Here is a 12,605-nt window from a genome sequence, read left to right as displayed (position 1 = left end):
GGGTAGTCGTAAGCGGGCCAGAGCGAAGGATTGGCTGTGCCCGGTGCGACCGGTGCGATCGTCTCGGCAGTGGCTGGCGCGGATGTCTGCGGCGCTTCCGCCCAAGCGGTCGGCGCAGCTATGGCCGAGGCCAGAAGCCCCGCGACAAGGCAAGCCCGTGTGCGACCTGAATGGCCTGTCATTTCCCTCTCCCGTGGCGGTACTGCCCGCCAGACCCCTGCGTCTTTGCTAACGCTAACATTGATGTTGGAAAATCTGTAGCGGGAAGTCAATCCGGGCGGTAGTCGCTTGGCGCAGGATCGGGAATGGCCTCGCCTAGTCGTATAAAACATTTGATGAAAATGGCTCGTAAATACGAATGCACAGCCGTTTCACCATAATGATAGCGATACCATATGGGGCTCGCAGATGAGAAGAAGTGCGATTCGAGCGGGCCTCACCCCGGCGGTCAGCCGCGCGCGACGTTCTCCAGCAATTCGCCTGTCACCGGATAGCCTGCGTCGCTGAGGATCGTCAGCCACGGCTTGCCATCCTGCTCCACCACCTGCGGCATGATCGTGCGCACCGGGATCGCCTCGGCCTGCGCGCGGGCTTCTTCGTAGCTGGCGAACAGCGCGAGGCGTTCGAGATTGCGGCGGGTGGGGAAGATCAACTGGATCTCCCCGCGCTCCGCGGCGTCGAGCGCGCCTTGCGCGCTGGTCCAGAACAGGTGGGTGTTTTCCGCATGGTCGATAGACACATCGACCGCGCCGGTGCCGAGATTGGCGAGGTAGAAGCGCGTGTCATAGACCCGGGCAATCGCCTCGTTCTTGGGAAACCAGCGCGCGAACGGGGTGATCTGCGCCAGATCAAGCGTCCAGTCGAACGCCTCCAGGACCGGGGCCAAAGCGCCCGTTTGGGCCAGCATCGCGCGCGCCTCGGCCGCGCGGACGGCGTTGATGTCACCGGCAAGGCCGAGGGCGAGGCCGGTCTCCTCCAGCGTCTCGCGCACAGCGGCGATCTGGTGCGCGGCTTCATCAGGCGCGAGGCCGCTTGCCGCCGCCACGTCTTCGCCGAGCGCATAGTCCGCCGGATCAACTCTGCCGCCCGGAAACACCGCCATCCCGCCCGCAAAGGTCATGTTGCGCGAGCGCACGGTCATCAGCACTTCCGGCGGCGCCCCGTCAGGGGCATTGCGGAAGATAATGATGGTGGCAGCAGGAATGCCCTGAGGTCTGGAATCGGTGGTCATCGCAGCCAAGGATGGCCGTGCGGCAGGCGCTTGCCAAGAGCGAAGGCGCAGTCCTGCCGGGTTTCGCTCCGCCTGCCGCTTCGCCGATGGCGACGGAGCGGATAGGGTGTCGGGTTCCTTTACAACAGTGCCTCAAACCCAACTTGGTCAGACAAGAAAAACGGCGAATTTCTAAGGTTTCTCATGTTTGGCACGCACTGTGCATTATACGTGGCGGTCCTAATGGTCTTCGAAGCGAGGTGCGACCCTTCCTGGTCTCCGGGTTGCGCCTCCCCAAAAAGAAAAGCGCTCCGCACTGGTCCTGCGGAGCGCTTTTTCTTTGTGAGCGATGCGCGCGGTGTTCACACGCAGCACTGAAGTCGGTGTTTAGCTGATCTTGGCGACGCCGCTTTGATCCATCAGCTGCTGCAATTCGCCCGCTTCGAACATCTCCATCATGATGTCGCTGCCGCCGATGAATTCGCCCTTCACGTAAAGCTGCGGGATGGTCGGCCAGTCGGAGAAGGCCTTGATGCCCTGACGGATTTCCATGTCCTGCAACACGTCGACGCTTTCATACGCCACGCCGAGGTGGTCGAGAATGGCGATCGCCTTGCTGGAAAAGCCGCATTGCGGGAACAGCGGCGTGCCCTTCATGAACAATACGACGTCATTGCTGGTGACGAGATCGGAGATACGGGAATTGGCGTCGGACATGGTGCGTTGCGCCCCTGATGCTTTGGGTGGGTGTTGCGTAATTACGTGGGGACCACGGTGGTGACTTGCAAGGCGTGCAGTTCCCCGCCCATGCGTCCGCCGAACGCGGCATAGACCAGCTTGTGCTGGGCCACGCGGCTGAGCCCTGCGAATTGCGGCGCAGTCACAGTGGCTGCCCAGTGATCATCATCCCCGGCCAGATCGGTCAGTTCGACCGTCGCGCCGGGCAGCGCAGCAAGGATGGCCTCTTCGATCGCCGCAGCGGACATCGGCATGGCTCAGACCTCGCCGAACAGCTGGCGGCGGGCTTCGACCGTCATTTCTTCCAGCTTGGCACGAATGTCGGCTTCGCTGACATCGGACTGCGCCGCCGTCAGATCGCCGAGCAGCTTGCGCACCACGTCCTCATCGCCCGATTCCTCGAAATCGGCCTGCACCACTGCCTTGCGATAGGCGTCGGTTTCTTCGGGGGTGAGCTTCATCAGGCCGGCCGCCCATTCGCCCAGCAGGCGGTTGCGGCGCGCGGCGATGCGGAAGGCGGTGTCATTGTCGAGCGCGAACTTGGCTTCCTCGGCGCGTTCGCGATCCTTGAAGTCGGTCATGTGCTTGCGTGTCCCTTCCGATACGATCCGCGCCAGCGATAGAGGCGGGCGGGCGCAGCTTCAAGCGGGAAGCCGCGCCCGCAAGCCACTAATCCATCGTCACGACAAGCTTGCCCACGGCCTCGCGCGCCTCAAGCTTGGCGATGGCATCGCCCGCGCGGGCGAGGGGGAAGGTTTCGCTGACCAGCGGGTCAATTGTGCCGGCCTTCATCAGATCGAACAGCTCGTTGACCTGCGCATGGAAGGCCTCAGGCTCACGCGCGGTGAAGGCGCCCCAGAATACGCCGCAGATGTCGCAGGACTTCAGCAGGGTGAGGTTCAAGGGCATCTTGGCGATCCCGGCCGGGAAGCCAACCACGAGGAAGCGGCCTTCCCAGGCGATGGCGCGCAGGGCAGGCTCGGAATACTGCCCGCCGACAATGTCATAGACAATGTTTGCGCCGTCCGGGCCGCAGGCGGCCTTGAAGGCATTGGCGAGTTCCTTGGACGCGTCCTTGTCCATCGCTTCGCGCGGATAGATCACCACGGCGTCGGCACCGGCCTGCTTGGCGACTTCGCCCTTGGCTTCGGAGGAGACCGCGGCGACCACGCGGGCACCGTACGCCTTGGCAAGCTCCACCGCGGCAAGGCCCACACCGCCCGCAGCACCAAGGATCAGGACGGTGTCACCCGCCTTGATATGGCCGCGATCCTTCAGCCCGTGGATGGTGGTGCCATAGGTCATCAGCAGGCTCGCCGCCTTTTCGAACGGCACGCCGTCCGGCACGGCGAACATCCGGCCTGCGGGCACCACAATCTTCTCGGCGAGACCACCATTGCCGATCCCGGCCAGCACCTTGTCACCGACCTTGAAGCCTTCAACGCCTTCGCCAAGCGCTTCGATCACACCGGAAATTTCGCCGCCGGGCGAAAAGGGTCGCTGCGGCTTGAACTGGTACATGTCGCGGATGATCAGCCCGTCGGGATAGTTGATCGCGCAGGCCTTGACCGCGACCAGCACTTCGCCCTTGCCGGGAGTGGGGGTCTCAACCTCGTCGAGGGTCAGCGTTTCAGGCCCACCGATAGCGTGGGTGCGAATGGCTTTCATTGTGGTCCTCTCCCTTGGAATCTGTTTCAGGCGGCGGTGCCGCGCATCAGCCACGGCTGACCGGCGGTGCGGCTCGCCTCGAAGGCGCCGATCGCCTCGCCCCGCGCCATGGTCAGGCCGACCTCGTCCAGGCCATTCAGAAGACAATGCTTGCGGAACGGGTCAATGTCGAAGGTGAAACGGTCCTGATAGGGGGTGGTGACGGTCTGCGCTTCGAGATCGATGGCGATTTCGAGCCCTTCACGCGCCACGTCCAGCAGCCGGTCGACCGCGTCCTGCGGCAGCACCACGGGCAGAATGCCGTTCTTCACCGCGTTGCCCGAATGGATGTCGGAAAAGCTGGGCGCGATCACCACGCGGATGCCGAGATCGAGCATCGCCCACGCGGCGTGCTCGCGGCTCGATCCGCAGCCGTAATTGTCGCCCGCGATCAGGATCGGCGCGCCTTGGTAGGCGGGATCGTCGAAAACATTGCCGGGTTCCGCGCGCAGCGATTCAAATGCGCCTGCGCCCAGGCCTTCGCGGCTGATGGTCTTCAGCCACTTGGCCGGGATGATGATGTCGGTATCGACGTTCTTGAGGCCGAGCGGGATGGCGCGGCCTTCGACGCGGGTCAGCGGTTGCATCGGGCGGTTGTCCTCAATCAGTTTGCGGCGGCTCGCCCGACGGAATCGGCCTGGGCTGCGTCGGCTCGTTCGGCTTTTTCTTGCGCTTGTTCGTGTAGAGCAGCGCGGCAGCAATCGCTGCCGATCCGATGGCACCGGCGGCAGCAATCGCGGCGTTGCGGGTGGTGTTCGATTTGGGCTTGTCGGTCATGCTGTTACCTTGCGCCTCACGCGGCGGTGTTTCAAGGGGCTGGCGTCACACCAGTTCGCGCACGTCGGTGAGGCGCCCGGTGACAGCGGCAGCCGCGGCCATCGCGGGCGAGACAAGATGCGTGCGCGCTCCGGGCCCTTGGCGGCCGACAAAGTTGCGGTTGCTGGTCGAAGCGCAGCGTTCACCCGGCGGCACCTTGTCGGGGTTCATGCCGAGGCAGGCCGAACAGCCCGGCTCGCGCCATTCGAAGCCGGCGTCGGTAAACACCTTGTCGAGGCCTTCATCCTCGGCCTGCGCCTTGACCAGACCCGACCCCGGCACGACGATGGCCCAGCGGACATTGTCGGCCTTGTGGCGGCCCTTGAGGATCGCGGCGGCGGCGCGCAGGTCTTCGATGCGGCTGTTGGTGCAACTGCCGATGAACACGTTCTCGATTGGAACCTCGGTCATCGGAGTGCCGGGGACAAGGCCCATGTAATCGAGGCTCTTTTGCACAGCCACCCGCTTGGACTCGTCGGCGAAATCCGCGGGGGAGGGCACGCGCCCGCCAATCGCCACCACGTCTTCGGGGCTGGTGCCCCAGGTGACGCTCGGCTCGACATCGGCGGCGTTGATCGTGACCGACTTGGCAAACACCGCGCCGACATCGCTGTGGAGCGTGCGCCAATAGGCGACCGCCGCGTCCCATTCCGCGCCTTGCGGGGCCATCGGACGGCCCTTGAGGTAGGCGAAGGTGGTGTCATCCGGCGCGATCAGACCGGCGCGCGCGCCAGCCTCGATGCTCATGTTGCAGACCGTGAGGCGCTCCTCGACCGTCATCCGCTCGAACACCGCCCCGCGATATTCGATCACGTAGCCGCTGCCGCCCGCCGCCCCGATGCGGCCGATGATGTGGAGGATCAGATCCTTGGCGCTGATGCCGGGGCCAAGATCGCCTTCGACGCGCACTTCCATCGGTTTCGATTGCTGGAGCAACAGCGTTTGGGTGGCGAGGACGTGCTCGACCTCGCTCGTTCCGATCCCGAAGGCCAGCGCGCCGAGCCCGCCGTGACAGGCGGTATGCGAATCGCCGCAGACGATGGTCGTGCCGGGGAGCGAGAAGCCCTGTTCCGGCCCCACCACATGGACGATCCCCTGCTCCTTGGCGGTTGCGGGGATGTAGCGGATGCCGAACGCGGGTGCGTTGACCTCAAGCGCGGCGAGCTGCGCTGCGCTTTCGGGATCGGCGATGGGCATCGGCATGCCGTTGGCGTCTCGTCGCGCAGTCGTCGGCAGGTTGTGGTCGGGTACTGCAAGGGTCAATTCAGGCCGCCGCACCGGTCGCCCGGCCACTTTGAGCGCCTCGAAAGCCTGCGGGCTGGTCACTTCGTGCACCAGATGCCGGTCAATATAGATCAGCGCCGTCCCGTCATCGCGCGTCTCCACGACATGCGCGTCCCAGATCTTTTCGTAGAGGGTGCGAGGGCGGCTAGCCATGATCGGGTCCATTATCCGGGGGTGAGAGTGCGGCCCAATAGTCACGATTGCCGAGCCGTGGCAAGATTGCGGCAATTCATCGACACGCCTTGGTGGAAATTGTCATAATCTTGCGCTAGCTTACAGGCATGTCAGCAAACGAATCCCCTGCGGTCGCTTTTCTTCACCCGATCATCGTCCAGCCGGGCGACATCGACTTCATGGGACACGTCAACAACGCGCGGTACCTCAACTGGGTGCAGGACGCGGTGCTGGCGCATTGGCGCGGGATCGCTCCGGCTGAGGATGTGGCGAGCAAGGCGTGGGTCGCGCTGAAGCACGAGATCACCTATCGCAAACCCGCCTTCCTCGAAGACGACGTGATCGCCCAGACCGTGCTCGAACGCTTCAACGGCGCGCGCGCGTTCTATTCGACGCTGATCAAGCGCGGCGAAGAGGTGCTGGCCGAGGTGCAATCAAGCTGGTGCTGCATCGATGCCGCAACCCTGCGCCCCGCGCGCATCGGCGAGCATCTGCGCGAATTCTTCTTCCCCAACGGGGAGTGAGGGCGCGGACGGCCCGATTTAAGGGCATCGCCCCCGAAACGAATATTCGACTGCAAGAAGCGCAATGCTGTTCGATGCCTGCCGCTTGGCCGCGCAGAATACGTTCGATTCCTAACAAGTGATGTTGCAATTCAGGCAGCAATGCCTGCGGGTGATTGCGTATTACCAGCTAGGAAATCGACATGACCGAAGAACGCATCACTGAGACGCGCACGCCGGAAGGCAACACGCACACCACCACCACAATCGTCACCGACCAGCCAAGCTCTGGCGGCGGCACCAAGTGGATCGGGTTGATCGTATTGGTTCTGATCGCCGTAGCGGCCCTGTTCGTGTTCTCGCAGATGAGCGATTCCGAGGCGGCCAAGGACGCTGCCGTTGGCGAAGCCGCTCAACAGGTGGGCGATGCGGCCGAGCAAGTCGGCGCCGCGGCAGAAGAAGCGGTCGACAAGGTCACGAATTGAGCGCTGCGCCATATCTCTGAGCGGCTGATTTGTCGGCAGGATAGATGTCACTGGCAGGCCCGGCGCGCCAGACTTGGTCAGTATGTTCGACCAACCGGCTCCGACTATCCGCAGTGACCATACAGATTGGAAAAAACTGCAATGAACTTGATAATCCTTTTGATCGTCGGCGGCTTGATCGGCTGGGTCGCCAGCATGTTGGTCGGCGGCGGCGGCGGTATTCTGATGAATGTTGTCGTGGGAATTGTCGGCGCGCTGCTCGCCGGATTCCTTCTCAATCCCTTGATCGGCGGCGGCAACATCCTGAGCGGCGATCTCAGCCTCAGCGCGATAGCCGTTTCACTGCTGGGCTCGATCATTCTGCTCGCGGTCCTCAATCTGCTCCGCCGACGGTAGGACTGATCCGCAATGTCTAGCGACCAAAACGCCGGTGTCCCAAGGGGCACCGGCGTTTTGTTGTGCGCGATGCACGTTCGCGCAAACGCAATTGCCTTAGGGGCCGCGCGGTCTATACGCATCTGCATGGCTTGCCCGTGCGTATCCTTGGTCCGATGAACCCGCATTTTGCCCCAGGCTTCACGCTGCCCAAGCGGACCTTGCAGAGCGCCATAGGCCTTGCGCTGGCCTTGGCCATTGCCGGGAGCTGGCTGGGGATCCACGCTTACGGCATGTTCGTTTTCGAACTGACGTGGACGAACTGGCCCTTCGCGCTGGCGCTGGCAGCGGTGCAGTGCTGGCTTTCCGTGGGCGTGTTCATTGTCTGCCACGATGCGATGCACGGGACGCTGGTGCCCGGTCAGCCGCGCACCAACGGAGCAATCGGCGCGGTGCTGCTTGCGCTCTATGCGGGGTTCGCATGGCGGCAGCTGCGCGATGCGCATTTCGATCATCACAAGCTGGCCGGCCGTCCGGGCGATCCCGATTTCGACGAGCACAATCCGGGTGATTTCCTGCGGTGGTACGGCACCTTCTTCCGGCGCTATTTCGGCTGGCGTTCGATCCTGTTTGTGCACACCGTGGTCGGTATCTATTGGCTGGTGCTGGATATTCCGATGGTGCAGATCGTGCTGCTCTATGGACTGCCTGCGCTGGGATCATCGCTCCAGCTGTTCTACTTCGGCACCTTCCGCCCGCACCGCCATGCGCCGGGCGAGGATACGACGGATTTCGCTGACCGCCACAACACGCGGAGCGAGGATTTCGGCACGCTGGCGAGCCTCGCCTCGTGCTTCCATTTCGGCTATCATCTGGAACACCACCGCCGCCCCGATGTGCCGTGGTGGGCGCTGCCGCGTGCGCGCCGGGCCGGGGTGGGCCGGGTTGAATTGATCGAGAAGGTGCCTGCATGAGCTGGCTCGAAGTGTTCCTGACCGTCATGTCCTCGCTGATCGGGATGGAGCTGTTCGCATGGTATGCGCACAAGTACATCATGCATGGCTGGGGCTGGGGCTGGCACCGCGATCATCACGAGCCGCATGACAATGTGCTGGAGAAGAACGATCTGTTTGCGGTCGTCTTCGGCACCATCAACGCGGCGATGTATATCTATGGCTCACTCTATTGGGACTGGCTGTGGTGGTTCGCGGTCGGGATCACGCTTTACGGGGTGATCTATACCTTGGTGCACGACGGCCTCGTCCATCAGCGTTACTGGAAGTGGGTGCCGCGCAAGGGTTACGCCAAGCGGCTGGTGCAAGCGCACAAGCTCCACCATGCGACCATCGGAAAAGAAGGCGGTGTGAGTTTCGGCTTCGTCTTCGCGCGCGATCCGGCCAAGCTGAAGGCAGAGCTGAAGGCGCAGAAGGAAGCGGGCCTTGCCGTGGTGCGCGACAGTGCCGGGGCCGAGGGTTACGAAACGGTGGGCCGCAACCTTTAGGGGGCCTGCGTCAGGCTCAGGTTGTTGCCCTCAGGATCGAGAAACCACGCGACTTTGGCGCCCGATGCCGGGTGCGTCCACACGCCGCGCGCGTCCTGCCCGTAGCCCTCGTAGATCGCGAAAGTCACGCCCTTGGCTACGAAAGCGTCGATCGCCGCCTCGATATCGCTCACCTGCCAGCCGAGTACGGTGTGCGGGTTGGGCGTATGCCCCTCCACCTTGGTGAGGCGCAGCAGCGTGCCTGCCAGATCATAGCTGACTGCGAAGGGATCCTCCCCGGTTTCGGTTAGGCCCAGCGTGTCGGTGTAGAAGGCGCGCGCCTTGGGCAGATCGGCGGCGAGGACAAAGCAGACGGGCTTGGCGGCGGCGAGCATTGCGGTTCTCCTCAACGGGGCGACTCGCCCAGCGCTCGTCCCCCGGCGACGATTTTACCCCAACCAACGCCGCGCGCCAGAAGGTCAGCCAGTCGCCAGCCTTGCGGCGTGTTCCTTCACCAGCGCGATCATGTTCGGCACGCCTTGGGTGCGGTTGCTCGATAACTGGCTCTTGAGATCGAACGGGGCGAGCGCGCCCATCACGTCCATCTGCGCAACCTCGGCGGCGGGCTTGTCCTGCACGGCGGCGATCACCAGTGCGACGATCCCTTTGGTGATCGCGGCATTGCTGTCGGCGAGGAAATGCAGCTTCTGCTCCTCCTGCGAGGCGGGATAGACCCACACCGCCGCCGAACACCCGCGCACCAGTGTCGCATCAGTCTTGAGAGCATCAGGCATGGGTTCAAGCGCGCGACCAAGCTCGATCAGCAAGCCGTAACGCTCGTCGCCTTCGAGAAATTCGTACTCTTCGAGAATGTCGGAAAGGGTGCGCATGGGGAGCCGTTAATCCGCTCCGCCGGAAAACCCAAGTGCTTCGTCTTTGCGAGGAGCCGAAGGCGACGCGGCAATCCATGGACATGGACCGCACCGGCTGCAAACTCGGCCCGTGGATTGCTTCGCCTGCGGCTCGCAATGACGAGACGTGACGATGATCGGAATTACCCGCCGATGCCGCCGGGACGGGTGAGGGCATAGTAGATCACATAGAACCAGCTGAAGAAGCCGTGGACGATGGCCCAGATGATCGACTTGTTGACGCTCCAGCTGATCGCCACCGCGATCGCTGTGCCAAGGCCGATGCCGGCTTGCGTCGCGGTGTTGCGGGCTGTGCTCACAGTTCGACGCCGCTGGCGATGGCTTCCAGCTTGCGGATGCGCTCCTTGAGATCGGCAAGCTCGATCCGGGCGGTGCCGATGCTGGAACCGTCAGCCGCCGCAGGGTGGTGGGCGTTGCGGTCCAGCTCCTGCCGCTTGAGGTCAAGCCAGCCCTGCCAGCCACGCAGCAGCGCGGCGGCGATGACGATGATCGCGATCAAGCCGGACGTGGCGGTGATCACGGAAGGGTCGAGAAGCGGAGTGATCATTTGCGCTGTTCCTCCTTCGCCTGCGGAAGGGCCCGCAGCGCTTCGATTTCGGCAGCGATCTGCGCCGTCACGCGCGCATCGCCGGTGTTGCTATCGGTGACGATGCGTTCGAGCACCTTCACCCGTTCCTTGAGTTCGCTCACCTCGCGCCGTGCGGCTTCGATTTCGGCCTGGTTGCGCCCATCTTCACGGGCCACGACCTTCTGGTTGCCGTCCTCGTCGGTGATGATCCCGGCCCGGGCCCGGATCGATTCAACGATGCCCCAGATCACAATCGCGACCAGCGCGACAATTGCCCAACTGCTCATGGTGCGACATTCTCAGTCTGGCCCTGTGCGGGAGCCAGCGCGAGGGTATCGCGGCGCAGCGCCTCGATTTCGTCCGCCAGCAGGCTCCCACGGTCAGTGGCGATCCGTTCCAGCACGCGCAGACGATCTTCGATCATCTGCTGGCGTTCAGCGATCTCGCGGACGCCGGGGGTGTGCGGGTCGGCAGGAGGCCGGACGTCATGGCGCATGCGCTTGCCCTGCATCACCTTGTCGACGATGCCGTTCAGGGTCATGCCCGTGATCAGAGCGATCGCGACGATAGTCATCGCTATCAGAACCATTTCGGCCATCACGCTTCCCCCTTGTCCTTGAGACCGGACAGGGCGCGGTCCCGCAGCGCATCGATTTCCGCTCCGAGGTGGTAGCCGCCGTCAGTCACGATCCGTTCGACATTGACCAGCCGGTCCTTCATCGCACCCAGTTCGGCGCGCAGTTCGGCGTTTTCCTGGGTCAGCAGAGTGACGCGGTGTGCGGTCTCCTTGTCCGAGCCGGGCTTCAGTGACTGGCCCCACATGCCTTCAAGCGGATAACCGTTCTTGATCTTCATTCGGGTGGTCTGGAACGAGGCAAGGATCCCGAGCGCGCCGAGCGTGAAGCCGCCGCCGATGATCCAGCCGAGGTACGGGAGAAAAGCGTCGAAATTCTCCATTACACGCGCTCCTTCTTCTCGAGACCGAGCGGAACGCCCGTGCCGTGGTCCGCCGTCCGCACTTCGCGCAGCGCTTCGATTTCCTGGGCGAGCGAGTAGCCACGGTCGGTGACAATCTTCTCCAGCACAACCAGCCGGTCCTGCATCGCCTCGACCTTACCGTGGAGTTCGCGGTTTTCGGTCTTCAGCCGTTCGGTCTCGGCGCGGGATTCTGCGGTGTCCTTGCGTTCGGTCTTGCCGCCCCATTCGTCTTCAAGGGCATAGCCGTGCTTGGCGCGGATCCAGTTGTTGATCAGCCAGCCACCGGTGCAGACCATCACGATGGCAACGATGAAGCTCGGGTCATGTGGCATCACACGCGCTCCTTCTTCTCGAGGCCGAGCGGCACGCCCATGCCCTCATCCACCCGGCGCTGGTCGCGCAGCGCTTCGATCTGGGTGGCGATGTCGTAGCCGCGATCGGTGACGATGCGTTCGAGCACTTGCACCCGGTCTTCGAGCCGCTGGATATGGGTCGCATATTGCGCGGCCTTCTCGGCGGTCTGTTCGGCTGTCGCGCCGATCTGCATTTCGGCCAGCTTCTGTTGATGCTTGGTCCAGATGGCGACGATCGGGATCATCATCGCGATGATCGGGATCATCAGGGCGAGATAACCTTCCATATTCTTGGGTCCCCTGTTGCGTGTGTTCGGGCTTAGCGCAGCCGCTCGATCTCGGCGGTCAGGCGCGGGTTGCTGCTGACATAGTGGGTTTCCACTGCGGCCAGCCGCCGGTCGACGTCACGGAAGGCGGCGCGGATTTCGCGGGCGGTGCGCTTCGGGCTCTGACGGACGGACTGCCAGTACTTCTGCTCGCTTTCGTCCCGGTAGAGATGCGGCGGTTTCTTGTTGAGGATGAAGCCGGCCACGAAATAGGCCAGGATCGACCAGCCGCCGGTGATGAAGATCGAGAAGAACGCGGCCATGCGAACCCAGAAGACGTTCACCCCGGTGTAGTCGGCGATGCCGGAGCACACCCCCATCAGCTTGGCATTGTGCTTGTCACGGTAGAGCGTGGTGCGGGGGCTGTTCATGCGCGGGTTCCCTTCTTCTCGGCGATCAGCGCTTCCAATTCGCGCAGTTGCTGGTTGTCTTGTTCCTGATCGGCGATCAGGCGGCGGGCGGGGGTGAAGCCGGGGTCGTCGCTGGCGACCAGACGTTCGACCGTGTCCATCCGTTCATCGAGCCGCTTGGCGAGGTTGTAGAGTTCCTCCAGCAGCACTTCGTCATCGACGGTGATCGTTGCGGCGGTCTTCCACTTGGTCATGTAATGCAGGATGACCCAGGGCAGGCCGATGAACAGCATCGCGACGACAAGAATGACTTCGAAATCCATGAC

At 63.4% G+C, this 12,605-nt stretch carries 25 protein-coding genes; 5 read left to right on the top strand and 20 right to left on the bottom strand.

All coding sequences use genetic code 11. The annotated features are described in order from the left end of the window. The 9 genes from GVM20_RS16360 to leuC form a co-directional block, all read right to left on the bottom strand. A partial coding sequence (locus tag GVM20_RS16360; protein WP_234031980.1) for a hypothetical protein occupies positions 1-182 on the bottom strand: 182 nt, incomplete at its 3' end. Positions 183-448: 266 nt separating this feature from the next. After that, positions 449-1,231 (bottom strand): NUDIX hydrolase, encoded by a 783-nt coding sequence (locus tag GVM20_RS12095; RefSeq protein ID WP_166547443.1) that lies wholly within the window; start codon positions 1,229-1,231, stop codon positions 449-451. A gap of 366 nt (positions 1,232-1,597) precedes the next feature. After that, positions 1,598-1,927, bottom strand: coding sequence for a Grx4 family monothiol glutaredoxin (gene grxD / locus GVM20_RS12090; protein ID WP_166547442.1), 330 nt, complete (start codon positions 1,925-1,927; stop codon positions 1,598-1,600). 41 nt (positions 1,928-1,968) lie between these two features. Next, positions 1,969-2,202, bottom strand: a complete 234-nt coding sequence (locus GVM20_RS12085) for a BolA/IbaG family iron-sulfur metabolism protein (protein WP_166547441.1) — start codon at positions 2,200-2,202, stop codon at positions 1,969-1,971. 3 nt (positions 2,203-2,205) lie between these two features. Further along, entirely contained in the window at positions 2,206-2,529 is a 324-nt protein-coding gene (locus tag GVM20_RS12080; RefSeq protein ID WP_160761975.1) for a DUF1476 domain-containing protein, read from the bottom strand. 88 nt (positions 2,530-2,617) lie between these two features. Next, a complete protein-coding gene (locus tag GVM20_RS12075) occupies positions 2,618-3,616 on the bottom strand; it encodes an NADPH:quinone oxidoreductase family protein (RefSeq protein ID WP_166547440.1) in 999 nt (332 codons plus the stop codon). A 26-nt stretch (positions 3,617-3,642) separates the two neighbouring features. Further along, the gene (gene leuD / locus GVM20_RS12070; RefSeq protein ID WP_166547439.1) at positions 3,643-4,242 is read right to left on the bottom strand and encodes a 3-isopropylmalate dehydratase small subunit; all 600 of its coding nucleotides are present in this window, start codon (positions 4,240-4,242) and stop codon (positions 3,643-3,645) included. Between the two features lie 13 nt (positions 4,243-4,255). Next, positions 4,256-4,432: an isopropylmalate isomerase gene (locus GVM20_RS12065; RefSeq protein ID WP_166547438.1), complete on the bottom strand. Its 177-nt coding sequence runs from the start codon at positions 4,430-4,432 to the stop codon at positions 4,256-4,258. Positions 4,433-4,477: 45 nt separating this feature from the next. After that, complete coding sequence (leuC, locus tag GVM20_RS12060) at positions 4,478-5,908, bottom strand: 3-isopropylmalate dehydratase large subunit (protein ID WP_166547437.1); 1,431 nt, start codon at positions 5,906-5,908, stop codon at positions 4,478-4,480. A gap of 128 nt (positions 5,909-6,036) precedes the next feature. Here leuC and GVM20_RS12055 point away from each other — a divergent pair, with 128 nt between their 5' ends. From GVM20_RS12055 to GVM20_RS12035, 5 genes are all read left to right on the top strand, one after another. Next, positions 6,037-6,453 carry an acyl-CoA thioesterase gene (locus GVM20_RS12055; RefSeq protein ID WP_166547436.1) on the top strand — a complete coding sequence of 139 codons (417 nt, stop codon included), beginning with the start codon at positions 6,037-6,039 and terminating at the stop codon, positions 6,451-6,453. Positions 6,454-6,635: 182 nt separating this feature from the next. Then, entirely contained in the window at positions 6,636-6,917 is a 282-nt protein-coding gene (locus GVM20_RS12050) for a hypothetical protein (protein ID WP_166547435.1), read from the top strand. Between the two features lie 141 nt (positions 6,918-7,058). Then, positions 7,059-7,313: a GlsB/YeaQ/YmgE family stress response membrane protein gene (locus tag GVM20_RS12045; RefSeq protein ID WP_160762043.1), complete on the top strand. Its 255-nt coding sequence runs from the start codon at positions 7,059-7,061 to the stop codon at positions 7,311-7,313. A gap of 155 nt (positions 7,314-7,468) precedes the next feature. Then, the gene (locus GVM20_RS12040; RefSeq protein WP_166547434.1) at positions 7,469-8,266 is read left to right on the top strand and encodes a fatty acid desaturase; all 798 of its coding nucleotides are present in this window, start codon (positions 7,469-7,471) and stop codon (positions 8,264-8,266) included. Next, complete coding sequence (locus GVM20_RS12035) at positions 8,263-8,793, top strand: sterol desaturase family protein (protein ID WP_166547433.1); 531 nt, start codon at positions 8,263-8,265, stop codon at positions 8,791-8,793. Before GVM20_RS12040 ends, GVM20_RS12035 begins: the two co-directional genes overlap by 4 nt. Here the strand turns inward: GVM20_RS12035 and GVM20_RS12030 are convergent. The 11 genes from GVM20_RS12030 to pspB all read right to left on the bottom strand — a co-directional run bounded on the left by GVM20_RS12030 (position 8,790) and on the right by pspB (position 12,602). Continuing rightward, on the bottom strand, positions 8,790-9,167 hold the full coding sequence (locus tag GVM20_RS12030; RefSeq protein WP_166547432.1) for a VOC family protein: 378 nt from the start codon (positions 9,165-9,167) through the stop codon (positions 8,790-8,792). The two genes, GVM20_RS12035 and GVM20_RS12030, sit on opposite strands and share 4 nt — an antisense overlap. Before the next feature lie 84 nt (positions 9,168-9,251). After that, complete coding sequence (locus GVM20_RS12025) at positions 9,252-9,662, bottom strand: SufE family protein (RefSeq protein ID WP_166547431.1); 411 nt, start codon at positions 9,660-9,662, stop codon at positions 9,252-9,254. Between the two features lie 164 nt (positions 9,663-9,826). Next, positions 9,827-10,003 carry a hypothetical protein gene (locus tag GVM20_RS12020; protein WP_166547430.1) on the bottom strand — a complete coding sequence of 59 codons (177 nt, stop codon included), beginning with the start codon at positions 10,001-10,003 and terminating at the stop codon, positions 9,827-9,829. Then, the gene (locus tag GVM20_RS12015; RefSeq protein WP_166547429.1) at positions 10,000-10,251 is read right to left on the bottom strand and encodes a hypothetical protein; all 252 of its coding nucleotides are present in this window, start codon (positions 10,249-10,251) and stop codon (positions 10,000-10,002) included. The genes GVM20_RS12020 and GVM20_RS12015 overlap by 4 nt, the downstream gene beginning before the upstream one ends. After that, on the bottom strand, positions 10,248-10,559 hold the full coding sequence (locus GVM20_RS12010) for a hypothetical protein (RefSeq protein WP_166547428.1): 312 nt from the start codon (positions 10,557-10,559) through the stop codon (positions 10,248-10,250). The genes GVM20_RS12015 and GVM20_RS12010 overlap by 4 nt, the downstream gene beginning before the upstream one ends. Beyond that, positions 10,556-10,870, bottom strand: a complete 315-nt coding sequence (locus GVM20_RS12005; protein ID WP_166547427.1) for a hypothetical protein — start codon at positions 10,868-10,870, stop codon at positions 10,556-10,558. Before GVM20_RS12005 ends, GVM20_RS12010 begins: the two co-directional genes overlap by 4 nt. Continuing rightward, positions 10,870-11,229, bottom strand: a complete 360-nt coding sequence (locus GVM20_RS12000; protein ID WP_166547426.1) for a hypothetical protein — start codon at positions 11,227-11,229, stop codon at positions 10,870-10,872. Before GVM20_RS12000 ends, GVM20_RS12005 begins: the two co-directional genes overlap by 1 nt. Continuing rightward, a complete protein-coding gene (locus tag GVM20_RS11995; protein ID WP_166547425.1) occupies positions 11,229-11,582 on the bottom strand; it encodes a hypothetical protein in 354 nt (117 codons plus the stop codon). The genes GVM20_RS12000 and GVM20_RS11995 overlap by 1 nt, the downstream gene beginning before the upstream one ends. Then, positions 11,582-11,890, bottom strand: a complete 309-nt coding sequence (locus GVM20_RS11990; RefSeq protein WP_166547424.1) for a hypothetical protein — start codon at positions 11,888-11,890, stop codon at positions 11,582-11,584. The genes GVM20_RS11995 and GVM20_RS11990 overlap by 1 nt, the downstream gene beginning before the upstream one ends. Before the next feature lie 32 nt (positions 11,891-11,922). Further along, positions 11,923-12,300, bottom strand: coding sequence for an envelope stress response membrane protein PspC (pspC, locus tag GVM20_RS11985; protein WP_166547423.1), 378 nt, complete (start codon positions 12,298-12,300; stop codon positions 11,923-11,925). Next, positions 12,297-12,602, bottom strand: a complete 306-nt coding sequence (gene pspB / locus GVM20_RS11980; RefSeq protein WP_166547422.1) for an envelope stress response membrane protein PspB — start codon at positions 12,600-12,602, stop codon at positions 12,297-12,299. Before pspB ends, pspC begins: the two co-directional genes overlap by 4 nt. Positions 12,603-12,605: the final 3 nt, after the last annotated feature.

This window comes from Porphyrobacter sp. SLTP, from assembly GCF_009905735.1.
GTDB lineage: Bacteria > Pseudomonadota > Alphaproteobacteria > Sphingomonadales > Sphingomonadaceae > Erythrobacter.
Note: the sequence above shows the minus strand (reverse complement) of the source record. Positions and strands in the feature narration are given on the sequence as shown.

Bases quoted from the DNA above. Each gene is read 5' to 3' on its own strand.
- GVM20_RS12010 (WP_166547428.1), bottom strand. From the start codon at position 10,559: ATGAGCAGTTGGGCAATTGTCGCGCTGGTCGCGATTGTGATCTGGGGC.
- GVM20_RS12015 (WP_166547429.1), bottom strand. From the start codon at position 10,251: ATGATCACTCCGCTTCTCGACCCTTCCGTGATCACCGCCACGTCCGGC.
- GVM20_RS12035 (WP_166547433.1), top strand. From the start codon at position 8,263: ATGAGCTGGCTCGAAGTGTTCCTGACCGTCATGTCCTCGCTGATCGGG.
- GVM20_RS12000 (WP_166547426.1), bottom strand. From the start codon at position 11,229: ATGGAGAATTTCGACGCTTTTCTCCCGTACCTCGGCTGGATCATCGGC.
- GVM20_RS12050 (WP_166547435.1), top strand. From the start codon at position 6,636: ATGACCGAAGAACGCATCACTGAGACGCGCACGCCGGAAGGCAACACG.
- GVM20_RS12005 (WP_166547427.1), bottom strand. From the start codon at position 10,870: ATGGCCGAAATGGTTCTGATAGCGATGACTATCGTCGCGATCGCTCTG.
- grxD (WP_166547442.1), bottom strand. From the start codon at position 1,927: ATGTCCGACGCCAATTCCCGTATCTCCGATCTCGTCACCAGCAATGAC.
- leuD (WP_166547439.1), bottom strand. From the start codon at position 4,242: ATGCAACCGCTGACCCGCGTCGAAGGCCGCGCCATCCCGCTCGGCCTC.
- GVM20_RS12045 (WP_160762043.1), top strand. From the start codon at position 7,059: ATGAACTTGATAATCCTTTTGATCGTCGGCGGCTTGATCGGCTGGGTC.
- GVM20_RS12040 (WP_166547434.1), top strand. From the start codon at position 7,469: ATGAACCCGCATTTTGCCCCAGGCTTCACGCTGCCCAAGCGGACCTTG.
- GVM20_RS11990 (WP_166547424.1), bottom strand. From the start codon at position 11,890: ATGGAAGGTTATCTCGCCCTGATGATCCCGATCATCGCGATGATGATC.
- GVM20_RS11995 (WP_166547425.1), bottom strand. From the start codon at position 11,582: ATGCCACATGACCCGAGCTTCATCGTTGCCATCGTGATGGTCTGCACC.
- GVM20_RS12030 (WP_166547432.1), bottom strand. From the start codon at position 9,167: ATGCTCGCCGCCGCCAAGCCCGTCTGCTTTGTCCTCGCCGCCGATCTG.
- GVM20_RS12080 (WP_160761975.1), bottom strand. From the start codon at position 2,529: ATGACCGACTTCAAGGATCGCGAACGCGCCGAGGAAGCCAAGTTCGCG.
- leuC (WP_166547437.1), bottom strand. From the start codon at position 5,908: ATGGCTAGCCGCCCTCGCACCCTCTACGAAAAGATCTGGGACGCGCAT.
- GVM20_RS12025 (WP_166547431.1), bottom strand. From the start codon at position 9,662: ATGCGCACCCTTTCCGACATTCTCGAAGAGTACGAATTTCTCGAAGGC.
- pspC (WP_166547423.1), bottom strand. From the start codon at position 12,300: ATGAACAGCCCCCGCACCACGCTCTACCGTGACAAGCACAATGCCAAG.
- GVM20_RS12085 (WP_166547441.1), bottom strand. From the start codon at position 2,202: ATGCCGATGTCCGCTGCGGCGATCGAAGAGGCCATCCTTGCTGCGCTG.
- GVM20_RS12065 (WP_166547438.1), bottom strand. From the start codon at position 4,432: ATGACCGACAAGCCCAAATCGAACACCACCCGCAACGCCGCGATTGCT.
- pspB (WP_166547422.1), bottom strand. From the start codon at position 12,602: ATGGATTTCGAAGTCATTCTTGTCGTCGCGATGCTGTTCATCGGCCTG.
- GVM20_RS12075 (WP_166547440.1), bottom strand. From the start codon at position 3,616: ATGAAAGCCATTCGCACCCACGCTATCGGTGGGCCTGAAACGCTGACC.
- GVM20_RS12055 (WP_166547436.1), top strand. From the start codon at position 6,037: ATGTCAGCAAACGAATCCCCTGCGGTCGCTTTTCTTCACCCGATCATC.
- GVM20_RS12095 (WP_166547443.1), bottom strand. From the start codon at position 1,231: ATGACCACCGATTCCAGACCTCAGGGCATTCCTGCTGCCACCATCATT.